Origin of the sequence: Glycomyces tenuis DSM 44171, from assembly GCF_000427885.1 — a bacterium.
Lineage (GTDB): Bacteria > Actinomycetota > Actinomycetes > Mycobacteriales > Micromonosporaceae > Glycomyces > Glycomyces tenuis.
In genome coordinates, this window is the sequence record NZ_ATYW01000010.1 from 147,148 (window position 1) to 172,673 (window position 25,526).

Annotated in this window: 14 protein-coding genes; 8 read left to right on the forward strand and 6 right to left on the reverse strand. The window is 70.6% G+C overall.

Annotation, left to right across the window (positions count from 1 at the left end; genetic code table 11):
• Window positions 1-3: 3 nt before the first annotated feature.
• The 3 genes from YWW_RS30255 to YWW_RS30260 form a co-directional block, all read right to left on the reverse strand.
• The gene (locus YWW_RS30255; protein ID WP_155830170.1) at window positions 4-3,291 is read right to left on the reverse strand and encodes a DUF4132 domain-containing protein; all 3,288 of its coding nucleotides are present in this window, start codon (window positions 3,289-3,291) and stop codon (window positions 4-6) included.
• A gap of 108 nt (window positions 3,292-3,399) precedes the next feature.
• Entirely contained in the window at window positions 3,400-6,747 is a 3,348-nt protein-coding gene (locus tag YWW_RS0113590; RefSeq protein ID WP_026930555.1) for a DUF4132 domain-containing protein, read from the reverse strand.
• Window positions 6,748-6,758: 11 nt separating this feature from the next.
• Window positions 6,759-10,133, reverse strand: coding sequence for a DUF4132 domain-containing protein (locus YWW_RS30260; RefSeq protein ID WP_035704503.1), 3,375 nt, complete (start codon window positions 10,131-10,133; stop codon window positions 6,759-6,761).
• Window positions 10,134-10,277: 144 nt separating this feature from the next.
• Here YWW_RS30260 and YWW_RS0113600 point away from each other — a divergent pair, with 144 nt between their 5' ends.
• A complete protein-coding gene (locus YWW_RS0113600) occupies window positions 10,278-10,841 on the forward strand; it encodes a 3'-5' exonuclease (RefSeq protein ID WP_026930556.1) in 564 nt (187 codons plus the stop codon).
• 145 nt (window positions 10,842-10,986) lie between these two features.
• A complete protein-coding gene (locus YWW_RS0113605; RefSeq protein ID WP_026930557.1) occupies window positions 10,987-12,150 on the forward strand; it encodes an RNA-guided endonuclease InsQ/TnpB family protein in 1,164 nt (387 codons plus the stop codon).
• Between the two features lie 131 nt (window positions 12,151-12,281).
• Here the strand turns inward: YWW_RS0113605 and YWW_RS30265 are convergent, their stop codons facing one another.
• Complete coding sequence (locus tag YWW_RS30265; protein WP_051325767.1) at window positions 12,282-13,268, reverse strand: heme o synthase; 987 nt, start codon at window positions 13,266-13,268, stop codon at window positions 12,282-12,284.
• A 213-nt stretch (window positions 13,269-13,481) separates the two neighbouring features.
• Here YWW_RS30265 and tkt point away from each other — a divergent pair, with 213 nt between their 5' ends.
• From tkt to pgl, 6 genes are read left to right on the forward strand one after another with little or no spacing between them, the layout of a single operon-like run.
• Window positions 13,482-15,557: a transketolase gene (tkt, locus tag YWW_RS0113615; protein ID WP_245595423.1), complete on the forward strand. Its 2,076-nt coding sequence runs from the start codon at window positions 13,482-13,484 to the stop codon at window positions 15,555-15,557.
• A 49-nt stretch (window positions 15,558-15,606) separates the two neighbouring features.
• A complete protein-coding gene (gene tal / locus YWW_RS0113620; protein WP_026930559.1) occupies window positions 15,607-16,737 on the forward strand; it encodes a transaldolase in 1,131 nt (376 codons plus the stop codon).
• A 4-nt stretch (window positions 16,738-16,741) separates the two neighbouring features.
• Window positions 16,742-18,349, forward strand: coding sequence for a glucose-6-phosphate isomerase (locus YWW_RS0113625; RefSeq protein WP_035698673.1), 1,608 nt, complete (start codon window positions 16,742-16,744; stop codon window positions 18,347-18,349).
• Window positions 18,350-18,375: 26 nt separating this feature from the next.
• On the forward strand, window positions 18,376-19,896 hold the full coding sequence (zwf, locus tag YWW_RS0113630; protein ID WP_081687449.1) for a glucose-6-phosphate dehydrogenase: 1,521 nt from the start codon (window positions 18,376-18,378) through the stop codon (window positions 19,894-19,896).
• Between the two features lie 54 nt (window positions 19,897-19,950).
• Complete coding sequence (locus tag YWW_RS30270) at window positions 19,951-20,892, forward strand: glucose-6-phosphate dehydrogenase assembly protein OpcA (protein WP_051325769.1); 942 nt, start codon at window positions 19,951-19,953, stop codon at window positions 20,890-20,892.
• Window positions 20,889-21,665, forward strand: coding sequence for a 6-phosphogluconolactonase (gene pgl, locus YWW_RS0113640; protein ID WP_026930562.1), 777 nt, complete (start codon window positions 20,889-20,891; stop codon window positions 21,663-21,665). The genes YWW_RS30270 and pgl overlap by 4 nt, the downstream gene beginning before the upstream one ends.
• Before the next feature lie 247 nt (window positions 21,666-21,912).
• Here the strand turns inward: pgl and YWW_RS0113645 are convergent, their stop codons facing one another.
• On the reverse strand, window positions 21,913-22,263 hold the full coding sequence (locus YWW_RS0113645; RefSeq protein WP_026930563.1) for an RNA polymerase-binding protein RbpA: 351 nt from the start codon (window positions 22,261-22,263) through the stop codon (window positions 21,913-21,915).
• 224 nt (window positions 22,264-22,487) lie between these two features.
• On the reverse strand, window positions 22,488-25,340 hold the full coding sequence (locus tag YWW_RS0113650; protein ID WP_026930564.1) for a hypothetical protein: 2,853 nt from the start codon (window positions 25,338-25,340) through the stop codon (window positions 22,488-22,490).
• Between the last annotated feature and the right edge of the window lie 186 nt (window positions 25,341-25,526).

Sequence of the window (25,526 nt, forward strand, 5' to 3'; positions counted from 1 at the left end):
AAGTCAGCCGGTTCTCGTCGCCTTCGCGAGGCCGGCCAGGATCTCGGAGGCAGGCACCGGATCGATCTTCGACAGGTCCGCGTCGTCCCCGTACCGCTCCAACCGCACCGATGTCAGCGTCTGCATCCGCCCCTGCTCGACCTCGCCTACGACGATCCCCGGATCCAGGTCGATCGACAGCACGCCCGCTCCGGGCACCACCTGGTACAGCCCCGTCCCGGTGCCGCCGCCCCACTCGGACTCGCGCTCCCAGCCCTCGTTCGTCAGCCCCAGCAGCGCGCCGGTCGAGGCCTGGCGGCCTTCGAACCTCGCCAGGCGGCCGGTGGCGACCTCCTCGTCGGTGAACGCCATCGCCGGCCTCGCCAGCTGGTCGAAGGGTTGCAGGATCTCGTAGTCGGCGAAGATCTCCGACCAGGCGTCGACCTGCTCCCCCAGCAGCACCGGGTGCGCCAGCCGGATCACCGCGTCGGCGGGCAGCGCCACCTCGTCCTCTTCGACGTCGGCGCAGCTGCGGTCCTCCGCCAGGCGGAACGCCACGCGCTTCCCGTCGAGCTCGGCCAGCCACACCAGGCGGTGGGCCAGGTGCCGCACCAGGGCGTGGTCCGCGAAGTAGCGTCGGAACTCCTCGGTCGACCATGCGCGGCCCTCGACCATGGCCCGCTTCATGCGCTTCACCTGCTTGGACGAGACGCTCCGCATCTCCTTCTTCAGCTGCGCGAACCGCTTCCTGCCCCGCTGGGCCAGCTCCTCGTCGTCCTTCACGCCCGGTTTGGGGAGGGCCTTGCGGCGCTTGCCATTGTCGTCGGTGACGAACGGCACCAGCTGCTCGTCGAAGCCGACCGTGAACCGGCGCGGCCCGTAGTCGATGAGCAGGCTCGAGGCCTCGTCGAGCCCGAAGTCGGGGACGAGCCGGTCGGCGAGCTGCTCGGTGCTCAGGCCGAGTCCTTCGGCGACGGCGTGGATCTGCGCGCTCGCCTCCGACCTGAGCGATTCGAACTCGACCTTCTCGGCGATCTCGTGGATGGCGCGCAGGGCGGACTCGGAGCCGATCGCGCCGAGGACCTCCAGACCGGTGAGGGCCCGCTTGTGGTGGCTCATGCCCGGCCATTTCCGGACGTGCGGGGCGAACTCGCGCACGGTGTCGTCGTCGGCGAAGTGGATCAGCTGCGTGAGGGCCCACTGATGGGCCAGGGGGCCGCCGAGTTCGAGCCAGTGCTCGAACACCGCCCATGAGAAGCGTGCGAGCGACTCGCGGTCGCAGTGCTCGGCGACGACGTCGACTCCCGCGTAAGGGTAGTCGGGCGTGGCGATGGACAGCACGGTGAGCAGGTGCTCGACGGCGGTCTCCGGAAGGGCCTTTTCGCGTCCCTTGAGGAGGACTTGCGGAAGGAACGCCGGGGCGAACAGCCCTGCGATCTTGGGCAGTCGCTTGCCGATCGGCTTCAGCGGCTCGCTGCCGGTCAGCTCCTCGAGCGCGGCCGCGGCTTCGCTCCCGTAGGCCCCGGCCGCCTCGCGCACGGTCTCGGGCCCGACCGTCACGGCCAGGTGGCGCAGGGCCGCTTCGGCGGCGGTCCGCTCCCGCTTCCTCCCGCCGAGCGCGTCGGGGACGAGCAGCAGGGCGGCGTCGGCGGGATGCCGCTTCAGCCACTGCGCGGCGATGGCGCGGACGGACTTGAGCCTGGCGAACCAGTCGGCGGCCAGGCGGGCGGCGTCGAGGTTCACGATCGGCAGGATCACCTCACCGCGGTAGGCGGGCTCCGCTGCGATGAGCTTCAGGACCGGTGCCGCCGCGTCGGGTCCGAAGCGGTGCAGGATCTCTTCGAGCTCCCCGCTCCAGGTGTACCGGACTTCGCCGTGCCATTGGCCGAGCCGCGGCCGGGCGATCTCGATCGACGCGAAGCAGAAGAACGTCGTGTAGTCGAAGTCGGCGGCGCCGAAGTCCCGGTCCATCTCGTCGTAGTGGCTCTGGTCGGGCGCGGTGCGCCGCCAGCTGAAATCCTCGCGTTCGGCGTCGCCCCATTCGAGGCGGTTCACCGGCGGCGGGACCAGGCCGTCGATGACGGGGCCTTTCCGCTTGCGGCCCTTCTTGGCCCAGGGCGGATCCACCAGGAGGGCGGGGAGTTCGCGCTCGGGGGCCTCGGGGGCCCGCCCGCCCGCGCCGATGAGGGCCGCGATGGTGTCCGCGGTCCCCCTGTCGAGCGTGGGAAGCGCGGTCTCGAGGAGGATCGGATCGGACCGGATGATCCCGGTCAGGCGCCTGCGCTGCCCGGGCGTGGCGTCGGCGGCACTGGCGGCGGCGAGGCGGAGCGCTCGCCGGGGGAACCGCGAGGCGGCCTCCTTCGCGAAGGTGATCGCCTGGGCGTCACCGAGGTGGTCGAGAAGGTAGGCCATCGCTTCGTCGCTCGGCAGTATCGCGATCGCTTTGAGCAGCGTCTTGCGTTCGGCCGCACTGGAGTACCAGTGCAACAGTGAGGTGAGGTGCGGCAGGGCGTCGGCCCCGGCGGCGGCCACCAGCGGTGCCGTCCAGTCGGCGCTTCTGCGGTAGCTCTGCTTGACCAGGTCGAGGGCGCCCTCGGTGTGTCCGGCCGCGCTCGTCGCCTGCAGCAGCAGGAGCGTGATGAACTCCCGGTAGTAGCCGGGGGTGTATTCGGCACAGGCCTCCCGCACCCATTCGGTCTCCTCGGGCATGAGCACGGCGGCCGCCAGGCGCCTCACGGCGCTGTCCCTGAAGGAGTCCACGAAGGACACGATCAGCGCGTATTCGGGTTCGGGGACGGCGGTCAGCAGGTCCCGGACGGCGTGGACGACTCCGCGGAAGGGCTCCCAGGTCCAGTCGAGGTCGTCCATGCCCGCCCAGTAGAACTCCACGCGGTCGCCCGAGTCGTCTCGGGCCGGGAGCAGGCTCAGGAGCTCCACGGCGGCGGCGGCCGTGATGCCGGGGCCGTGGTCGGCGAGGACCAGGTTGAAGAAGTCGAACGGCTTCACGTGCCGGAAGACGTTCACGTGCTGGACGATCTGGGCGACCACCGCCGCGCCGAAGGGGTGCGGCTCTCCTTCCGCGAAGGCCAGTCCCGCGTCTTTGCAGCCCTGGTTCGCGTCCAGTTCGAGGATCCGCACTATCTGGTCGATGTGCGCGGCGAGCTGTGAGCGGGTCCGCTCGGCGCGCGCGAAGTCGGCCTGGATCCGCCGGCGTCGTCCCTGGCCGCGCCGGAGGGGAAGGTACCGGTCCCAGTCGGCGGGGAGGTCCAATCGGTCCTCGTCCGGGAGTGGCGGCGTCGGGGCGTCAGTCATGGCCGCCAGCTTAGGAGGCCGATACGACACCGTGGTCGGATCACTGCGGGGCGTCACCGCGGCCCGGGTCCATGTTCCTCAGTGGACCCGGGTCGCGGCGTCGGGAGGTCAGGCGGTCTCGGTGATCCGGGCGAGCGCGGCGAGGACCTCGGAGGCCGTCACCGCGTCGATCTCGGTCGGGTGGTCGGGGCCGCGGTCGCGCCTGTGCCAGTAGTCGTCGACGGCCGAGAGGCGGACGGCCTCCAGGGTCTGGCTCGGCCACTCCTCGATGTACCCGACGGCGATGCCCGGGTTCAGTGCGACGACGACGAAGCCGCCGCCGGGGAGCGCGTACGAGATGCCGGGCTCGACTCCGGCGTCCTCCGGAGCGGCACGCTGCCATCCGCGCTTGACCAGGCCGAGGATCTTGCCGACGTCGACCTTGGCGCCTTCGAAGCGTTCGAGGCGGCCGGTCCGCAGCTCCTCGTCGGTGAAGGCCATGACAGGCCGTGAGAGCTGCGGGAACGGCTGGAGGATCTCGTAGTCGGCGAGGATCTCGGCCCAGGCGTCGATCGTCTCGCGGTCGAGGTGCGCCGGGTGGGCGAGGCGGACGAGCGCGTCGGCGGGGAGGTCGAGCTCGTTCTCCTCGACGTCGGTGAAGGTCTTGTCCTCGGCCAGCCGGAACACGCTCGACTCACCGCCTGACTCGGCCAGCCACACCAGGCGGCGGGCCAGGTGCCACACGAGCGGGTGGTCGACGAAGTACTCCCGGAACTCCCCCGTCGTCCACGTCCGGCCCGCGACCAGGGCGTGCTCCAGGCGCCGCACCTGGTCGGCGGCGACGGTGCGGAGGTCCTTCTTCAACTGGGCGAAGCGCTTGTAGGCGGCCTCGGCCACCGCGGCGTCGTCCTTGGCGCCCGGCTTGGGCAGGCTCTTGCGGGGCTTGCCGTCCGCGTCGGTGACGAACGGTTTGAGCTGCTCGTCGAAGCCCACTTTGAATGTTCGGGGGCCGTAGTCGAGGACGAGGCTCGTCTCGTCGTCGAGCCCGAAGTCGGGCACGAGCCGGTCGCCGAGCTGCTCGCCGCTCAAGCCCAGTCCCGCCGCGATCGCCTCGATCTGCTCGGTGGCCTTCTCCTTGAGGGCCTTGAACTTGACCTTCTGCGAGATGCCGTGGATGGCCCGCAGGGCCTCCTCGGAGCCGATCGCGCCGAGCACTTCGAGGCCGGTGACGGCACGTTTGTGCTGGCTCTGGCCGGGCCATTCCCGGATGAGCGGCGTCAGGCGCCGGACGGTCTCGTCGTCGGCGAAGTGGGCGAGCTGGGTGAGCGCCCAGCCGTCCTTGGACGGCGCGCCGACCGAGATCCACAGCTCGAACAGGGCCCAGGAGAACTCACGCAGGGAGTCGCCGTCGCAGGACTCGGCGACGACGTCGACGCCCGCGTACTCGTAGTCGGGGGTGCCGACGGCGAGGACGGTGACCAGGTGGGGCACGGACGCGTCCGGCAGCGCCGTCTCACGTCCTTTGAGGAGCACCTGCGGCAGCATCGCCGGGTTCGCCCACGGCCCCGGGTGCGGGAGCTTCACTCCCACCGGCTCCAGCGGATCGGTGTCGAGCAGCCGCTCGATCCCCTCCGCGGCCGCCGGGCCGTACGGCTCGGCGGCCGCGCGGACGGCCTCGGGGCCGTGGCGCATCGCCACGTACGAGAGCGCCGCTTCGGCGGCCGCGCGGGCCTGCTTCCCGGTTCCCAGGGCGTCGGGGACGAGCAGCCGGGCGGCCGCGGCGCCGTGCCGGTCGAGCCAGTCCCTCGCCTCGGCGCGCGCGGACTTCAGGCGCTGGAACCGGTCGGCGGTGATCCTGGCGACCTCGAGGCTCAGCACCGGCAGCAGCACCGCTTGCGAGCGCGGCTCCTTGGCGAGGTCGGCGACGATCCCTTCGACGACGGCCTCGCCGAACCTGGCGAGCAGCCGCTGATAGGTGGTCTCCCAGTACCGGCCGGGCCCGCCCTCCCAGCGCTCGAGCAGCGGGGCGGCGGTCTCGAGCGGGGCGTAGGCGAGGATCTCGGCGATCCTCCGGTTCGGGCGCGGCCCGTCGAGGTTGTCGAGCAGACGGCGGAGGTACCGCTCGTCCGTGCCGGGGCGGTAGGGGTGCGGGAGTTCGGCCCAGTGTTCGCGTTCGCCGTCGGCCCAGACCAGGCGCGGTTCGCCGATCGGCTGGAGGCCGGGGACGACGGCGGGCTTGGACCGGGCGCGTCGCTTCGTCCACGGCGGCGCGGTGAGCAGTGGCGGCAGTGTCTCGGGAGCGGCGGTCGGCACGGAGGAGCCGTCGGCGGCCAGTTCGTCGAGCACCGCCCGTTCCGATCCGGTCAGGGAGGCGCGGGCCGCTTCCATCAGGGCCGGATGGGCCGCGGCGACGCCGGCCAGTCTCAACCGTCGCCGTCCGTCGGCCCCGGCCGCGAGAGCGGCGATCGCGCGGAGCGTCCGGACCGGGAACCGCTCGGCGGCGGCTACGGCGAATTCGAACACGTGGGGTTCGTCGAGGCGGTCGAGCAGGTACGCCGTCGCCTGGTCGCTCGGAAGCATCGCGACGGCCCCGAGCAGGAGTCGGCGGTCGCCGACGTTCAGCGGTCGCCCCAGGCTCTCGGTCAGTATCGGGAGGCTCTCGGTTCCCAGCCCGTCGGACAGGGCCGCGACCGAAGCGCTGGTGATGTAGTAGTCCTTGATGCTCGAGATGCCCGCGGCGGTGACCTGGGCGATGCTCCGCGCCGAGTGGAACACGATCCTGTCGGTGTGCCCATAGGTCCGCCCCGCCGCGTAGTCCAGGCAGGCCTCGTCGCTCCATCCGCGTTCGCCTGGGAGCAGGAACATGGCGGCCACGCGCTTCACGGGACTGTCGCGGTGGGCGGCGACGGCGGCCACCACCGCCGCGTACTCCTCGTCGGCGGCGTCGGCCAGCAGCGACCGCAGGACCTCGACGCTGTCCTCGGGATCCCGAACGAGGGAGTACAGGTCGCCGACCACCGCCGGTTCGAGGATGCGGACCGCGATGCCGGGATTCCGGACGCCGCCGCCGGGCCGCCAGGCGCTGGTCGCGAGCGTCTCGATCACGGCGCACACCGCGAACGGCAGCCCGTGGTCGAGCACCCACGCGTCGAGCTCGGGCCGCAGCGGCGACCTCACCGGGCGGTGGGACGAGTAGAGCAGGAGCGCCGTGACCGCTCCGGCGCCGCGCGCGTCCGGCTCGCCCTCGATGTAGGCTTCGGCGGCGTCCGCGTAGTCGCGGTTCTCGGGGGCGGCCAGCGCTTGGAGCAGCTCCTCCCGGTGCCGGAGGATCAGGTCCCGGACGGTCTCGGGGGCCTGGGCGTCGAGCTCGACGCCGCGTCCCGGGCGCTCACCGCGCAAGGGCAGGAGCTGTCTGGCCCACGCCGCGGGCAGTTCGAGGCGGTTCTCGTCGGGAAGGGTCGCAGGGGATTCGTTCATCGCGGTCGTCCTTACACGTTTCCGGTGACACGGGCGAGGTCGCCGAGCACTTCGGCGGCGGTCAGCGCGTCGATGTCGGTCGGGTGGTCCCGGCCTTCGCCGAGGGCGCCGTAGTCCGCGGTGGCGGAGAGGTACACCCCTTGGACGGTCTGGACCTTCGAGGAGTCGGCTCTGCCGAGGTAGACCTCGACGCCCGGATCGAGCGAGACGACGACGAATCCGCCTCCGGGAAGAGGGTAGTGGACGCCCGGTTCCACCCAGAAGCCGTCGGAGGCGGGGCGCCGCCAGCCCCAGTGGGCCGCCATGCCGATGACGCTGCCGGCCTTGAGCGTCGCGCCGTCGAAGCGGGTGATCCGGCCGGTCTTCAGCTCCTCGTCGGTGAAGGCCGTGACCGGGCGCGAAAGCTGCGGGAACGGCTGGAGGATCTCGTAGTCGGCGAAGCTCTCGGCCCAGGCTTCCAGCCGGTCCTCCAGCTCGACCGGGTGGGCCAGGCGCACGAGCGCGTTCTCGGGAAGGACGAACTCGTCGTCCTCGACCCCTGAGAGGCTCTTGTCCTCGGCGAGTCGGAACGCCTCTCGGCGCCCGTCGGTGTCGGCGAGCCAGACGAGGCGGCGGGCCAGGTGCCGCATGAGCGGGTGGTCGACGAAGAGCCCCTGGAATTCGGCGGCGGTCCACGTCCGCCCCGACCGCATCGCCCGTTCCAGGCGCGTCACCTGCTCCTTGGCGACGGTGCGGAGGTCCTTCTTCAACTGCGCGAACCGCTTGTAGGCGGACTCGGCGAGCTCGGCGTCGTCCTTCGCGCCGGGTTTGGGGAGGTTCTTCAGCGACTTGCCGCTCTCATCGGCGACGAAGGGCCTCAGCTGCTCGTCGAAGCCGACCGTGAACCGGCGCGGCCCGTAGTCGAGGACGAGGCTCGCCTCGTCGTCGAGTCCGAAGTCGGGCACGAGCCGGTCGCCGAGCTGATCGGTGGTGAGGCCGAGGTTGTCGGCGATCAACTCGATCTGCTTCTTGGCCTCCTCCTTGACTCCCTTGAACTTGACCTTCCGCGCGATGTCGTGCACCGCCCGCAGGGCGGTCTGCGAGCCGATGGCGCCGAGCACTTCGAGTCCGGCGACGGCCCGCTTGTGCTGGCGTTCTCCGGGCCATGTGCGGATCATCGCGGCGAGCGCTCGGATGGTCTCCTCATCGGCGAAACGCGCGAGCTGAGTGAACGCCCACCCGTCCCTGGCCGGCGCGCCGGCGGCCGTCCACTGCTCGAACAGCTTCCAGGAGAAGCGCGTGAGCGAGACGCGGTCGCAGGTCTCGGCGACGACGTCGACCCCGGCGTACGGGAGTTCAAGACTGTCGATGGCGAGCACCGTGATCAGATGCCCGACCGATTCGATGGGCAGCGCCGCCTCCCGCCCTTCCAGGAGCACCTGCGGCAGTATGGCCGGGGCCGCCCATGCCGGCGTTTTGGGGATCTTGACGTCGAGGGGATCGAGCGGATCGGTGTCGATGAGCGAGCCGATCGCCTCGGCGGCGGCCTCGCCGTAGTCCTTCGCGGCGGCCGCCACCGTCTCGGCGCCGTGGAAGGCGATCAAGTGCCGCAGGGCGGTGTTCGCGGCGTGGCGCGCCGTTCTGTCGCCGCCGAGCGCGTCGGGGATGAGCAGGTGGGCCGCCGCGGCGGCGTGCCGGTTGAACCAGCGCTTCGCGATCGGCCCCCGGGAGCTGGACCGGGAGAGCCAGTCGGCGGCGATGCGGGCGGCCGCGAGGCTCTGGATCGGTATGAGCACCTCGCCGAAGGCGCTGCCCTTGACGATGTCGGCGATCTGGTCGGCGGCCTTGGACCCGAATCTGCCGAGGATGCGCATGAGCTCGTACCGGTGGGGGCGGTGGGCGGTGCCGTCCCACCGCTCGAGCATCGGCTCGGCGGTCTCGACGCTCGCCCAGGCGAAGAAGTGCGTCGCGTCGCTGGAATCGGAGTGCCTTTCGAAGTGCTCGAGCGCTCTCCGTTCGTCCTCGGCGTCGAGCCGGTGGTACGGGGAGTCGTCGTGGAGCGAGGCCCAGCGTCGCCGCTCTTCGTCGCCGTCCCAGACGACGCGCGTCCCGAGCGAGGGCGTGAGGCCTTCGACCACGGTCGGCGCGGCCTTGCGCCGCTTGTCCTTCCACGTCGGGGCGACCAGCAGCGGCGGGAGCGCGTCGGCCGGGGCCTCGGGGACCCGGTCCGGATCGTCGAGGAGTGCGGTGATCGCCTCGCGAGTGCGCTCGTCGGCTTCGGGCAGTGCGGCGTTCAGCGCCGGGGAGGACTTGACGATGCCCGCGAGTCGCGCCTGCGTCTCCAGGTCGGCGTCCTCGACGCGGGCGGCGACGGTGCGGAGCGTGCGGTTCGGGAACCGCTCGGCGGTCTCGAGCAGCGCGGTGAGCGCGCCGGGCCGCTCCAGCCCGTCGACCAGGCAGGCGGTGGCCTCGTCCGAGGGCAGCAGACCGATCGCGGTCAGCAGGGCGGCACGGGCGGGTTTGGACAGCTCCGCGAAGCGCCAGTCCAGTCGATTTGCCAGGAGCGGAAGAGCGGCGGTTCCCAGTCCTCCGATCAGCGGGGCGAGACTGCGTGCGTCGACGTCGGCGATGCGGAGCCTCGGGTTCCGGTCGAGATATCCGGGCTCGGCGGCGAAGGACCACCGCATCCAGTCGTCGCCGTGGCGGCTCGTGAAGTACCCGGAGATCGCTTCGACGGCCTGCTCGACCCAGGCGGCTTCCGTCGGCATCAGCAGCGCCGCACCGACGCACCGTTCCGAATCGGTGCGGTGGGCGTCGACCGCGGCGACGGCCTCCCGGTACTCCGGTTCGGAGGCCAGCGTCAGGAGTGAGCGGATGCGGTGCACCGAGCTTTGGGCGTCCTTCCATGCCTGGGCCTGGTCGCCACCGCTGTTGGAGGAGATGGGCCAGGAGAGGTAGGGGGACTCTTTGAGGCGGTAACCGTGGATCATCGCCGCCTCCAATACGGCGGCGGCGGCGAAGGCGAGCCCGTGGTCGGTGAGCCAGGCGTCGAGGTGCCTCCGTCGGCCCGCGGGATCGACCTTGCGGTAGTCGGTGCTCTCCAGCATCTGCATCAGAGCGGCGGCTCCGGCCGGGTTCGGCCGGCCTTCGAGGTGGTCCTTCACCAGGGGGATGTACTGCTTGGCGCTCCCTCCCTTGGCCATGGCCTTCTCGATGAGCGGCCGGAACTCCTCGATCCGCCGGGCCACCGCCTCGGACGCGCTCGGATCGACGGCGACGTCGAGATCGGCGCGGTTGGCGTCGTCGCGGCCGCGCCAGGGCAGCACATGCCGCCGCCAGCTCGCGGGGAGGCGGAGCCGGTCTTCATCGGGGTGACGCGCGTCGTCGTTCGTCTCAGGCTGTTTCATGTCGCGAAGCCTAGAGAAGACGACCGACAGGGGGGCATTCGCATGTTCGAACAGTGATTCCGTTGAGCGCGTAGGCGGTTCGTTACCGGTGGACGACCCTGCTGCGATTGACCCGCGCCGGACCGGCCCATTACGGTGTGGGACATGGACGATGCCCGGAAACTGCTGAACGTGGTCGACGTCGAGGCGACCTGCTGGAAAGGGCAGCCGCCGCCCGGCGCGGTGAACGAGATCATCGAGATCGGGCTGACCGTCGTCGACATCGAGGCGCGCGAGCGCGTCGCCAGGCATCGGATGCTGGTGCGGCCGCGCCGCTCGGCTGTGAGCGAGTTCTGCACCGAGCTGACCGGCCTGACGCAGGCCGAGGTGGACACGGGCGTCGAATTCGCCGAGGCGTGCCGGTGGCTCGCCGCGGAGCACGACGCGGGCACGCGGCCGTGGGCGAGCTGGGGCGACTACGACCGCAAGCAGTTCGAACACCAGTGCAAGGCCACCGAGACCGCCTACCCGTTCGGGCAGCGGCACACGAACGCGAAACAGGCGTTCGCTCTCGCACGCGGGCTGCGGCGGCGCCCTGGCATGGCCCGGGCGCTCGAGATCGCGGGGCTGCCGCTGGAGGGGCGCCATCACAGCGGTGCCGACGACGCGTGGAACATCGCCGCGCTGGTGCTCGATCTCCTCGGCCGCGGCCAATGGCCGCGGCCGTGACCGGCAGGGGACACCAATCGCCTGGAGAGAGATCCGCCTTTGCGAACGAAGATGAAGCCGAGCGATTACCTGCTCGCGATCCCACGCCAGCGGGAGTGCAAGCCTGGGCCGTATTGTTGTCGTACTCGCTGTTTACGGTGGTGAGGTGCTGCTTCGGTACCGGTATCGCATTTACCCGACTCGCCCCCAGCGCACTGCGCTGGCGCGGGCGTTCGGGTGCGCCCGCGTGGTGTTTAACGACGCCGTGGCCGCCAGGAAGCACGCATACACTCAGGGCCTGCCGTACCCGACGCAGGCGGTACTGTCCAAGGCCCTGATCACCGAGGCAAAGCGCACCGCTGAGCGAGCATGGTTGGGCGAGGTGTCGTCGGTGGTGCTCCAGCAGGCCCTGGCCGATGCCGACCGGGCTTACAAGAACTTCTTCGCCTCGTTGAGCGGGAAACGCTCCGGCCCTCGGATGGGACCGCCTCGGTTCAAGCGTCGTACAGGTACGCAGACGGTCCGCTTCACCCGCAACGCCCACTTCAAGGTCCTCGACAACGACAGGCTGCGCCTGCCGAAGATCGGCGAGGTCAAGGTCGCCTGGTCCCGCCGGCTCCCGGCCGAGCCGTCCTCGGTGACGGTGATCAAGACTCCGACCGGCAAGTACTACGCCTCGTTCGTCGTCGCCGTGGATGGGGGCACGGACCTGGCCGAGCCGATCGCCTACCACGAAGCGGAAACCGGGATCGACCTTGGTTTGAAGGACTTCGCGGTCTTGCGCGGGGGCAAGACCATCGCCTCGCCGAAGTTCTTCCGCCGGATGAAACGCAAGCTGAAAAAAGCGCAGCGGGCCCTGTCACGCAAACAGCGCGGCAGTAAGAATCGGGCCAAAGCCCGCCTCAAGGTCGCGAAGATCCACGAACGCATCAAAGTCAGTCGATCCGACTGGGTGAACAAGCAGGTGCATCGCATCGTTGCCGAGAACCAAGGCATCTATGTCGAAGACTTGCATGTTCGAGGACTCGGTCAGGGCCGGGCGGCGAAGTCGGTCCACGATGCCGCACTCGGGATGTTCCTGGCCCGCCTGGAATCGAAGGCTCACCGTGCCGGACGGACGTTTGCCAGGGTGGACCGGTTCTTCCCTTCGACGCGTCTGTGTTCAGCCTGCGGGGCCTTGACCGGCCCGAAGGGCCTGGACGGTCTCAGAACACGCCGATGGGCGTGCGGATGCGGGGTTGTCCATGATCGGGATGCCAATGCCGAGATCAACATCCGCCGCGAAGGCCAGCGCCTCGCATCCCTCGCCGCAGGACATACGGAGAGCTGAAACGCCTGCGGAGGGCTGGTAAGACCGGGGGGACCCGGCGCGGCCCGTTGAACCAGGAACCCACCCGTAGACGGGCTGCGACACGCGGACCGCAAGCCGGGAATCCCCCGCCTCCAGGCGGACGGAGGATGTCAAATAAGGAACGAGTCGACCGCCAGCGCCAGGAACAGCAGCGTGAGGTAGCTGGTCGACCAGTGGAACAGCCGCATCGGCTTGGGGTCCTCGCCGCGGTTGACGCGGCCGAGCAGCTTGTGGGCCTCCAGGACGAACAGCCCGCCGGTGATGACGGCGACCGTCAGATACAGCCAGGTCGAGCCCAGCCAGAACGGCACCACCGAGACGGCGAGGGTCAGCCAGCCGTAGACGACCGACTCGATCGCGACGCGCCTGGCGGGGGCGACGGCCGGGAGCATCGGGATGCCCGCGGCGGCGTAGTCGTCCTTGAACTTCATGGCCAGGGCGTAGAAGTGCGGCGGCTGCCACAGGAACACGATCGCGAACAGCACCCACGCCATCCACGACATGTGCCCGGTGACGGCGGCCCAGCCGATGAGGACCGGCGCGGCGCCGCAGGCGCCGCCCCACACCGTGTTGTACGGAGTGGTGCGCTTGAGCCAGATCGTGTAGACGACGTCGTAGTAGACGATCGCGCCGAAGGTGAGCGCGGCGGCGAGCGGCCCGACCACGGCCCACATGCCGGCGACGGCGACGGCGCCGATGACGAGCCCGAAGATCAGGGCGTTCTTCGGCGGGATCTGCTGCTTGGCCAGCGGGCGCCGCGAGGTGCGGCGCATGAGCTGGTCGATGTCGCGGTCGATGTAGCAGTTGATGGCGTTGGCCGAGCCGGCGGCCAGGGCGCCGCCGAGGATGGTGGCGACGACGGCCGCCAGCGAGGGCAGGCCCTGGTATTCCATGCGGGCGGCGACGAGCATCGCGGGGACGGTGGTGATGAGGAGGAGTTCGACGATGCGCGGCTTGGTCAGCGACACGTAGCCGGCGACGCGGGCTTTGAGACTCGGGCGCTCGCCGTCCTCGGGGCCGTCGGCGGGCAGGTGGATGCTGGGTCGGGCGGCGGGCTTGGGGGCAGCGGCGGCGGCTCCGGTCGGGTGCTCGTTCATCAGGGCTCACCATACGGGCCGCGAGGCTGTGACCGGGCCCCGGGGCGAGGGTCCCTACCTGCGCTTACAACGTGGGAGACTGGCTCGTGGGCGGGTTCACAAGAGTTCGAATTTCGCCCTCCGAGAGACTGCGCATAAAGTTCAGCCTGGATAGGTAGGGTCGAAAGGCAGATGTCTACGGCCCGAATACGACGAGTACCAAGGAGTATCGCAGTGGCACAGTTCGAGTGGACCGAACTCGACCAGAAAGCGGTTGACACGGCGCGGCTGCTGGCCGCCGACGCGGTCGAGAAGGCCGGCAACGGCCACCCTGGGACGGCCATGAGCCTCGCTCCCGTGGCCCACACCTTGTTCCAGAAGGTCATGCGGCACGACCCGAGCGAGCCGACCTGGGAAGGCCGCGACCGCTTCGTGCTGTCCTGCGGGCACTCCAGCCTGACCCTGTACGTCCAGCTCTACCTGTCCGGCTACGGCCTGGAGCTGGAGGACCTCAAGAGCCTGCGCCAGTGGGGTTCGCTCACCCCCGGCCACCCCGAGTACGGGCACACCGCGGGCGTTGAGACCACCACCGGCCCGCTCGGCCAGGGCCTGGCCACGGCGGTCGGCATGGCGATGGCGGCGCGGCGCGAGCGGGGCCTGTTCGACCCGACGGCCGAGGAGGGGCAGAGCCCGTTCGACCACCACGTGTACGTGCTGGCCTCCGACGGCGACATCGAGGAGGGCGTGACCCACGAGGCCTCCGCCGTCGCCGGGACCCAGCAGCTGGGCAACCTGGTCCTGATCTACGACTCCAACGAGATCTCCATCGAAGACGACACGAACATCGCCCTCTCCGAGGACGTCGCCGCCCGCTACGAGGCCTACGGCTGGCACGTGCAGACCGTCGACTGGCGGGCCGCGGCCCAGTACCGGGAGGACCCGAAGGCCCTGTTCGAGGCCCTCGAGGCCGCGAAGGCCGAGACCGGCAAGCCGAGCCTGATCGTCCTCAAGACCATCATCGGCTGGCCCGCCCCGGGCAAGCAGAACACCGGCGGCATCCACGGTTCCAAGCTCGGCGCCGAGGAGTTGGCCGCCACCAAGGAGGTCCTGGGCTTCGACCCGGCCGAGTCCTTCGCCGTGGCCGACGAGGTCATCGAGCACACCCGCGGCGCCGTCGAGCGCGGCCGGAAGGCCCGGGCGGCCTGGCAGACCGGCTTCGACGAGTGGGCCTCGGCCAACCCGTCGAACAAGGCGCTGCACGACCGCCTGTGGGCCGGCGAGTTCCCCGAGGGATTCGAGGCCGCGTTCCCCGAGTTCGAGGCCTCCGAGAAGGGCGTCGCCACCCGCGCCGCCTCCGGCAAGGTGCTCGAGGCGCTCGCGCCGGTCCTGCCCGAGCTGTGGGGCGGTTCGGCCGACCTGGCTGGCTCGAACAACACCACGATGACCGGCGAGCCCTCGTTCCTTCCCGAGGAGCGCCAGAGCAAGAAGTTCCCCGGCAACCCGTACGGCCGCACCCTCCACTTCGGTATCCGCGAGCACGCGATGGGCGCGATCCTCAACGGCATCAAGCTGCACGGCCCCACTCGCCCCTACGGCGGCACGTTCCTGGTGTTCTCCGACTACATGCGTCCGGCGGTGCGCCTGGCGGCCTTGATGAAGACGCCCGTGCTGTTCGTGTGGACGCACGACTCCATCGGCCTGGGCGAGGACGGCCCGACGCACCAGCCGGTCGAGCACCTCGCGGCGCTGCGCGCCATCCCGGGCCTGGACGTCGTCCGCCCCGGCGACGCGAACGAGACCGCCGTGGTCTGGCGGACCGTCCTGGGCAACACCGACCGCCCGGCGACGCTGGCGCTCACCCGCCAGGCCGTCCCGACCTTCGACCGCTCGAAGTACGGCTCCGCCGAGGGCGCCGCGAAGGGCGGCTACGTCCTGGCCGACACCGAGGGCACCCCGGACGTGATCCTCATCGGCACCGGCTCCGAGGTGCAGTTGGCCGTCGAGGCCGCCGAGACCCTCGCCGTCGAGGGCGTGAAGGCCCGCGTGGTCTCCATGCCGTGCCGCGAGTGGTTCGACGAGCAGGAGGAGTCCTACCGCGAGTCGGTGCTGCCGGCGGCCGTCAGGGCGCGCGTCTCGGTCGAGGCCGGGATCGCCATGCCGTGGCGCGATCTGGTGGGTGACGCAGGAGTCAGCGTCTCCTTGGAACACTTCGGGGCCTCCGCGCCGTTCGAGAGACTGTACGAGGAGTTCGGGATCACCGCCGAGGCCGTCGCCGACGCGGCCCGCTCGTCGATCAAGAAGGCACAGTAAGACAGCAGATAAGGCCACAGAGGACTATCCAGAGCAGCTGGAGGAACCAGTGAGCACCAATCAGAACCTCGCCGCCCTGTCCGACGCCGGAATCTCGGTATGGCTCGACGACATATCGCGCCAGCGGCTCGCCGGGGGCAACCTCGCCGAGCTGATCGAGTCCCGCAGCCTGGCGGGGGTGACCTCGAACCCGACGATCTTCGCCAAGGCCGTCTCCAAGGGCGGCGGCTACGACGAGCAGATCGCCGACCTCGCCCGCCGCAAGGTGAGCGTCGAAGAGGCGGTCCGCTCGATCACCACGTACGACATCCGCTGGGCCTGCGACGTGCTGCGCGGGGTCTACGACGCCCACGGCGGCGTCGACGGCCGCGTCTCGCTCGAGGTCGACCCGCGCCTGGCCCACGACACGGCGACCACGATCGCCGAGGCCAAGGCGCTGTGGTGGGCCGTCGACCGGCCGAACCTGATGATCAAGATCCCCGCGACCGAGGCGGGGCTGCCGGCGATCACGGCCGCCATCGCGGCCGGGATCAGCGTCAACGTCACGCTGATCTTCTCACTGGACCGCTACCGGGAGGTCATGGACGCGTTCCTGGCCGGCCTCGAAGGGGCCAGGGAGGCCGGGATCGACCTGAGCACCATCCAGTCCGTGGCGTCGTTCTTCGTCTCCCGTGTGGACACCGAGATCGACAAGCGCCTCGACTCGATCGGCACCGACGAGGCGAAGTCCCTCAAGGGCAAGGCCGCGATCGCGAACGCGCGCTTGGCGTACCAGGCCTACGAAGAGGTCTTCTCCGGTCCGCGCTGGGTCGGGCTCGCCTCCTTCGGCGCCCACCCGCAGCGTCCGCTGTGGGCCTCGACGTCGGTCAAGGACCCCGACTACCGGGACGTCATGTACGTCGAGGAGCTCATCGCACCCAACTGCGTCAACACGATGCCCGAGCAGACCATGGAGGACTTCGCCGACCACGGGCGGGTCGAGGCCGACACGGTCCGGCCCGGCTACGGCGAGGCCGCCGAGCTGTTCGAGCACCTGGCGCGCATCGGCGTCGACTACGACGACGTCGTCAAGGTGCTCGAGGACGAGGGCGTCGAGAAGTTCGCCGTCAGCTGGAACGAGCTGCTGGCCGAAGTGGAGTCCAAGCTCGCCGCGCACGCGGAAGACGAGAACCGAGGATAGGCGAATGATGGGGAAGATGGAAGCCGCGGGAGGCCTGGCGGTCACGACCGGCGTGGACGTGAACGCCGTGGTCGAGCGCCTGAAGGGCGAGGGGATCCCGGCGAGGCTCGCGGCCAAGGACGCGACGCTCTGGGGCCCCGACGCCGAGGCCGAGGCCTCGATCCGACTGGGCTGGATCGACACCTTCGAGAAGTCCAAGGAGCTCGTCGATCCGCTCGCGAAGCTCCGTGCCGAGTTCGGCGAACAGGGGATCGACCACGTCGCGCTGTGCGGCATGGGCGGCTCCTCCCTGGCCCCCGAGGTCATCTCGCGAACCTTGGACCTGGGGATCAGCATCCTCGACACCACCGACCCCGGCCAGATCCTGGCCGAGATCGGCGAGGAGTCGCTGCGGCGCACCGCCGTGGTCGTCTCCTCCAAGTCCGGCTCGACGGTCGAGACCGACTCCCAGCGGCGCGCCTTCGAGGCCGCGTTCAGGGGCGTCGGCATCGAGGACTTCGCGAAGCGGTTCGTGTTCGTCACCGACCCCGGCTCGCAGCTCGAGGCCCTCGCCACCGAGACCGGTGCGCACCTGTTCCTGGCCGACGCGAACGTCGGGGGGCGCTATTCGGCGCTGACCGCGTTCGGGCTCGTGCCGACCGCGCTGGCCGGTGCGAACATCGCCGAACTCATCGAGCAGGCCGAGGCCTTCGCCGCGTCCATCGCCAGTGAGGACGAGAACCCGGCGGTGGTGCTCGGGGCGGTCATCGCCGCGAAGCCGACGATCACGATCGCCGACGACGGCACCGGGATCGTCGGCCTCGGCGACTGGGCCGAGCAGCTCGTCGCCGAATCCCTCGGCAAGGACGGCAAGGGCACGCTCCCGGTCGTCCTCGAGGGCCCCGGCGCGGCGGGCGCCCGCGGCTCCGACCGGACCTACGCCACCGTCGGCGGCTCCTCGACCGGGCTGCCGAACTCCGGGTCGCAGCTGGCGATGCCGGACACGGTGGTCAACGGGCCGCTCGGCGCGCAGTTCCTGTGCTGGGAGCTCGCCACGGCCTACGCGGGGCACCTGATCGGGATCGACCCGTTCAACCAGCCGAACGTGACCGAGTCCAAGGAGAACACCAACCGAATCCTCGACGAGGGCCTGTCCGAGGAGCGCCCGCACGCCGTGGACGGCGCGATCGAGATCTACGGCAGCCATGCCGAGACCGTCGGCGGGGCGATCGGCGAGCTCCTCGTCGACGCGGACTCGGACGGGGCCTACATCGCCGTCATGGCCTACCTCGACCGGCTCGACGACGCGCCGCTCGCGCAGCTGCGCGCCGAACTCGCCGAGCGCACCGGCGCGCCGGTCACCTGGGGCTGGGGCCCGCGGTTCCTGCACTCCACCGGCCAGTTCCACAAGGGCGGCCGCCAGACCGGCGTCTTCCTCCAGATCACCGGCGCGGTGGGAGAAGACGTGGAGATCCCGGGCCGGGACTACACCTTCGGCGGGCTCCAGGCCGCGCAGGCCGCCGGGGACCGCCAGGCGCTCGAGTCCCGGGACCGGCCGCTGGTGCGCCTGCACCTGACCGACCGCAAACGGGGCGTCAACCAGCTGCTCCACGCGGTGAGGGGGTTGAGCTAGCGATGAGCGACGAAACCGCCGCTCTGATGGCGAACCCTCTGCGGGACCCGGTGGACCGGCGCCTGCCGCGGATCCCCGAGCCGTGCGCGCTGGTCATCTTCGGCGTCACCGGCGACCTGGCGCGGAAGAAGCTCATCCCGGCGATCTACGACCTGGCGAACCGGGGGCTGCTCCCGGCCTCGTTCGTGATCGTCGGCTTCGCCCGCCGCGACTGGACGCACGGCACCTTCGAGGAGATGTCGCGCGAGGCCGCGAAGTCGCACGCGCGCACGCCCTGGCGCGAGGACGTGTGGGACCGGCTGAGCGGCAACTTCAAGTTCGTGCCCGGCGCGTTCGACGACGACGACGCCTTCGACAAGCTCGACGCGACGGTCGACGAGCTGCGCGAGACGCACGGCATCCCCGGCAACGCCGCGTTCTACTTCTCGATCCCGCCGCAGGCGTTCCCGACGGTGCTCAAGCAGCTCAAGCGCACCGGCATGTCCGACAACCGCCAGGACGGCGGCGGCTGGCGCCGCGTCGTGGTCGAGAAGCCGTTCGGCTCGGACCGGGACTCCGCCCGCGAGCTCAACGGCCTGGTCGACCGGGTCTTCACCGCCCCGGACGTGTTCCGCATCGACCACTACCTCGGCAAGGAGACCGTCCAGAACATCTTCGCGCTGCGCTTCGCCAATGCGATGTTCGAGCCGATCTGGAACTCCAACTACGTCGACCACGTGCAGATCACCATGGCCGAGGACGTCGGCATCGGCACTCGGGCGGGGTTCTACGACGCCAACGGCGCCGCCCGCGACGTCCTCCAGAACCACGTGCTCCAGCTGCTGGCCCTGACCGCCATGGAGCAGCCCGTCGGCTTCGACGCCGAGGAGATCCGCATCGAGAAGCTCAAGGTCCTGCGCGCCATCAAGCTCGGCGACGACCTGGAGGCCACCGCCATCCGCGGCCAGTACACCGACGGGTGGGTCCAGGGGCGGCCGGTCGAGGGCTACCACTCCGAGGAGAACATCCCGGCCGACTCCACGACCGAGACGTACGCGGCCGTGCAGATCGGGATCCAGAACCGCCGGTGGAGCGGCGTCCCGTTCTACCTGCGCACCGGCAAGCGGCTCCCCAAGCGGGTCACCGAGATCGCGGTGGTCTTCAAGGAGGCCCCGCACATGCCGTTCGCCGACTACGACACGCAGATCCTCGGCAACAACCAGCTGGTCATCCGCGTCCAGCCCGACGAGGGCGTCACGGTCAAGTTCGGGTCCAAGGTGCCGGGCACCGGCATGGAGCTGCGCGACATCACCATGGGATTCGGCTACGGCGAGACCTTCACCGAGTCCAGCCCGGAGGCGTACGAGCGGCTCATCCTGGACGTCCTGCTCGGCGACAAGACCCTGTTCCCCGACGCGAACGAGGTGGACGCCTCGTGGGCCGTCATCGATCCGCTCGAGGAGTTCTGGGCCGGCACCAAACCGGAGGCCTACGAGTCCGGGACGTGGGGCCCGGGCGGCTCCGACCTCATGCTGCAGGCGTCCGGTCGGCGCTGGCGGCGGGCATAGGAAGGCATCGCACATGTCCGCGATCGAAGTCCCCGCCTCGGGAGGAGCCCGGCAATGCATTTGAAGGACACCACGACCGGCGAGATCATGAAGGCGCTCGCCGGGCTGCTGCACGACGTCGGCGGCACCTCGAGTCTCGCGCTCAACCTCGTGGCTCTGACCACTGAGGACGAACGCGAGCAGGTCGAGCAGGCCGCCTCGGAGGCGGCCCAGGAGCACCCGTACCGGCTGATCCTGGTCATCCCGCGCGACACCGACGCGGCCGAGCCGCGCATCGACGCCGAGGTCACCCTCGGGGAGCGCCTGGGCGCCGCCGAGGCGATCATCCTGCGCCTCGACGGGCCGGCCAAGGAGCACCTGACGTCGATCGTGCTGCCGATGCTGGCGCCGGACGTGCCGGTGGTGACCTGGTGGCTGCTCGACCCGGTGCGCTACGGCCTGGAGCAGGAGCTGCGCACCTTCGCCGACCGCCGCATCACCTACTCGGCCCGGGCCACCGACCCGGTCGAGTCGCTGTACCGCCGCTCCCGGACCTACGTCGCCGGCGACACCGACATCTGCTGGACCCGGATCACGCTGTGGCGCTCGCTCATCGCCAGCGCCTTCGACGGCGTCTCGGCCGAGGTGCAGGGCATCGACATCAAGGCCGACCGCGAGGACCCGTCGGCGCGGCTGATGGCCGCGTGGCTCCACAACCGGCTCGGGGTCGCGCCGAAGGTCGTCGACACGGACGTCGAGCGCAACTCCGAGCACCTGCCTGCGATCGCGTCGGTGGCGTTCACGATGGCGAACGGCGAGACGATGGAGGTCGAGCGCAAGGCCGACGGCGAGACCGTGCTGCGCCAGGCGGGGATGCCGAAGCGCCGCCAGCTGCTCCAGGGGCGCACGCTCGGCCAGCTGCTGGCCGAGGAGCTGCGGCACATCGACCCCGACACGGCCTACAGGCGCGTGCTGGACACGTTCCGGGCGAACCACGAGCCCGAGGCCGAGTCGTGAGCAGCGGCGCGGTGATCGTCCACGAGGACGCCGAAGTGCTCGCCGAGGCGGTGGCCTCGCGACTGGTCAACCGGCTGGCCGACGCGCAGGCGCGGCGCGGCGAGGCGTCGATCGTGCTGACCGGCGGGCGGATCGCCGCGAAGGTGTACGGGTACGTGCTGACCTCCCGCATCCGGGGCGTCGTCGACTGGTCGAAGGTCGACTTCTGGTGGGGCGACGAGCGGTTCCTGCCCTCGGGCGACGCCGAGCGCAACGAGACGCAGGCGAGGGACGCGTTCCTCGACGCGCTGCCGGTGGACCCCGAGCGGGTCCACCCGATGCCCGCCGCCGACGTCGTCGACACGCCCGAGGAGGCCGCGGAGGTCTACAGCGCCGAACTCGAGAGCGTCGCGGCCTCGTCACGGCTCGCCGGCAAGGCGCCCGACCGGATCGAGGGCGTGCCGCCGTTCGACCTGGTGCTGCTCGGCATCGGCGAGGACGGGCACGTGGCCTCGCTGTTCCCCGGGCACCCGGCGCTGGAGGCGAGCGGCGCCCCGGCGGTGGGGGTGCGGGGCGCGCCCAAGCCACCGCCCGAGCGCGTGACGTTGACGATGCCGACGATCAACGGCGCCGCCGCGGCGTGGATCATCGCCTCCGGTTCGGGCAAGGCCGAAGCGGTGGACGAGGCGCTGACGAAGGCGGAGCTGCCCGCCGGGCTGGTGCGGGCGCAGGGCCACACGCGCTGGCTGGTCGACGCCGACGCCGCGGCGAACCTGAAGCACCTGGCGTTCTAGCGGAACGACGGAGGGGCCGGGCGATCGCGATGATCGCCCGGCCCCTCTTCTCGTCTCCTTCAAGGAAAGCCGACGCTCTCGCGGCGCCTCCCACCGGTGCGCCGCCGTTCGGTTGCCTTCTTGGGCTTCTCCCACCTGGAAGCCGTCCATGGGGTGGTGGCCCCCGCCCGTGTGCGGGCCGTCGGCCACCGCTTCGCCGCCTTGCCCAACCAGCATCGGCGGCGGTTCCTTCATATCAGTCGGGGAATCAGAGAAATCGTTCGCCGCGGCTGGCGGCGCGTGCGGCGAGCGCTTCGGCGAGAAGGTCCTCGGCCTCCTCCTCGGTGCGGCGCTCGCGGACGTACGTGAGGTGTGTCTTGTACGGCTTGACGGTGCGGCGTTCCGGCGGATTGGCCTGATCGCGGCTGGCCGGCCAGCCGCAGCAGGTGCAATCCCATTCGCTCGGGACATCGACGTAGAGCGCGAAGAACCGGACGGTCTCGTGTCCGTTGGCGCACCAGTAACTCACGTTCTGCCGGGGTACCGGTTCGCCGCGTTCCGAGTGGAGTCCCGGTGTCGCGCCGATTCGGGTGCCACGGATGGCGTGTCCGTTGGACATATGTGTGATCGCTCCTCACAGATGGGGGATCTTCTGTGGATAGCGGCCATGCGAAGGCACGGCTCCGCGAACGTCACCGTGAGTCACTGGCCGGAGCGGCAGGGGAACCGCTCCAGCAAATTCTATGACGCACAGCACATATTGTAAAGCCATCGGTGACGTGCACCGGAGAAATGCCCTATCGGATTCGATCACCCGGAATACACCGAATTCGGCAATGCGATTCACTGTCCATTCGCATCTCCCAATTGGCGGCGGTGCCGCTCGAGTCCGGCGATGAGCCGCTCGTGTTCGGCGGCGTTCAGCCTCTTGAGGACCTCGTCGGCGCAGGCGCGCGCCCCGTCCGCATCGCCGTTCGAGTTCAAGGAGTTCATCAGCCAATGCGCGGCCTCGGTCGCCTGCTCCGCGAGGAACTCACCGTCCGCGGCCACTGATATGGCCTCTCGGAGCAGCGGCTCCGACTCGTCCCCGTGTTGGAGGAAACGGGCGTGCTGCATCAGCGTCTCCCCCACTTCCCGGCGGCACGCCTCGCGGTATTCGGGCGGGAGTTCCTCGTCGCCCCAGTCGGACCGGAGCTCCTCGGCCAGCGCGGCCATGGTCGCGGAGCCGGATCGCCGCTGCGGGGAGTCCTCGCCGTTCCCGGCGAGCCACACGAGGGCGCGGATCGAGTTCGCGGCGGCCGGCAGCGCGCCCAGCGCTCGCCACGCCTCCTCGGCGCGCCGGTAGCACTGGACCGCCGCCTCGTTCTCGTCGATCCGGCCGAGGAAGCGGCCGGCCAGGTGCGCCGCGCGCGCGTAGACGGTCGGGTTCGGGTGGACGAGGCCGCCGTCGATCAGGCGCAGAGCCTCCAAGGCGTGCTCGGAGCCGGCCCGGGGGTTCCGCAGCCGCTCATACGAGGCGGCGAGCAGGAAGCGCACGTCGACGAGCCGCCAGTGCTCCTGCTCGTCCATGGACGGCAGGTCGTCCAGTGCGGCGGCGAGCATGACGGCCGCCTCCTCGTGGCGGCCCTGCGAGGCCAGCGCGAGCCCCATGAGGTGCCTGGCGACGCCGGCGCAGCCGGTCTCGCGAGCGCGGTCGTAGTGGACGGCGGCCTGCATCGCATGGCGTTCGGCGGCTGACCAGCGGCCGAGGTTCACCGCGCATTCGGCGGCGGTGAGATGGAGGGCGGCCACCGGGAAGGCCGGGAGCTCCGGGACGACACTGGCGAGGCCGGTCTCGGCGACCTCCAGGCCCGCTTCGAAGCGGCCCGCCATGTTGAGCGCCGAGGCGTATTCGCCCGCGCTGAGGAAGGTCTCGTAAGAGTGGTCTCCCGACGACGCCTGCTCGAAGGCGGCCCTCATCGCCGCGGTGCGGGCCTCGGCTTCGGTCTCCATGGACGCCATGGTGAGCGTCAGGCGCGCGCGGGCCTGGCCGGCCCGCGGCTCGTCGGGCAGTTCGGCCAGTGCCGCGTCGACCTCCACGACGGCCGCGCGCAATTCCTCGTCGGGCCGCTCTCCTCGGTGGCGGCACCGCTCGATGAGCGCGATGTGGGCGAGCGCTCTGGCCCGGACGGCGTTCGCCGGGTCGGTGGCGGCGACGCGGCGCGCGTCGTCGAGGATGCGCCGCACTTCGGCGGGCACCGCTTCGGGGTCGGCCCCGACGCTCCAGACCAGGACCGAGGCGCGGTTGGCGAGGGCCCTGCCTTCGAGGCCCGCGGCGAGGAACACCTCACGGGCCCGCTCGGCCTGTTCGAGCGCGGAGTCGAGTCCGGCGTCGGGGTCGATGCGGGCGGTCAGGACTTCGGCGAGGTCGCTCGGTCCGAGTTCCACGCCGAGTCCCTGCGCGAGCCGGTCCACGCGACGCCACAGCTCGTGGGCGCTCTCGGCGAACGCGGCGGTCGCCTCGCGGGCCTCGGCCAGGGCCGTCTCGAAGCGCTCGGGCGAGGGCCGCTCGTCCTGCGGCGCGGTGCGCTTCGGCCTGCGGGCGGGCGTCAGCGTCCTGAGCCCCAGGGGGACGTGCGGGTAGGCGTCCTCGAACGCGGCCCGTGCGTCGGAGGAGCGCGACTGGGCGTCGTTGCCGTTGCGCCTGTCGTAGCGCTCGTTGATGGCGCGGCGTTCGGCGTCGGCCCAGGAGTGGAGCTCGGCGGCCCGCCAGGCGCGGTTCTCGGGGCCGGGGACCTCTGTGTCGCCCATGCCGCGGCTCATGAGGGCCGCGCAGGTCACCTGCACGCCTTCGAGCAGGTAGCGCCGCTCGCGCAGGGAGAGCCGGAGCTCGTAGAAGCGGTCGTGGGCGGCGATGATCTCGATGGCGCGGGCCTCGTTGCCGGTCAGGGCGCAGAAGCGGAGGTGCCTGGCGACGGCATAGGTCATGTCGTCCTTGTCGCGGATCATCAGGTAGCCGCGCATGTGGTTGGCGCGGGCCTGGTCGAGGCGCCCGAGCGCGACCAGCGACAGCAGCGAGCTCGCGAGCGCCGCGTGCGGTTCGTGCGCGCAGCGGAGGTTGCCCTCGAGGACCGGGCTCCACAGTTCGACGGCCCGCTCGTGCTCGCCGTCGCAGGCCGCGATCCAGCCGAGGTTGTGGCAGCGGCACGCTTTGCAGTTGCTCATCCGGTCGGGTTCGGCGGCGTTCATCGCGGTGACGGCCTTCGCCGCGCGTTCGGCGTCGCCGAGGTGATCGGCGAGCTCTTGCTCGGCTTCGTGGACGGGGTGCAGCGAGTGGCCGGCTTCGGCATAGCGGGACCGGAACCGGCTCAGCCATTCCTCCACGGATTCGAGCGGGATGTCGGGGTGCTCGATCATCTTGTAGATGACCCATTTGAACATCCAGTAGACGCGGTGCGTGGTGCTCGCGTCGAAATGCTCGGGGGCGGTGTCGTAGTTGTGCAGCAGCCTCGCGAAGGGCACGATGATGCGGGAGGCGTCCATCGAGAACTCGTAGGAGTTCACCAGGTCGGCGAGCGTCTGGTTGAGCAGGGGCTGGTCGTCGGCGGCCGAGACGGCTTCGACGTGCTGCTCCAGGGCCGCGGAGCGGGCCTCGCCATTCAGTTCCGAGTTGATGCGCAGCAGAGTTCGGCGGAGTTCCGAGGAGGAGTCAGACATGGGGGCTCTCTGGTTTTCGAGGTCGGAGATCGTTCATGTGGTGCGGTGGTACAGGTGGTGTACCAGCAGTGTGCCATGTATACCGTCCGTGTCGGCATAAGCCCAGTTCGGCAAGCCCCATGCGCGAGTGGGGTCGTCGCCGGATCGCCGCTCACGCGGTCTTCGGAACGATTCTTCCGTGAGAGC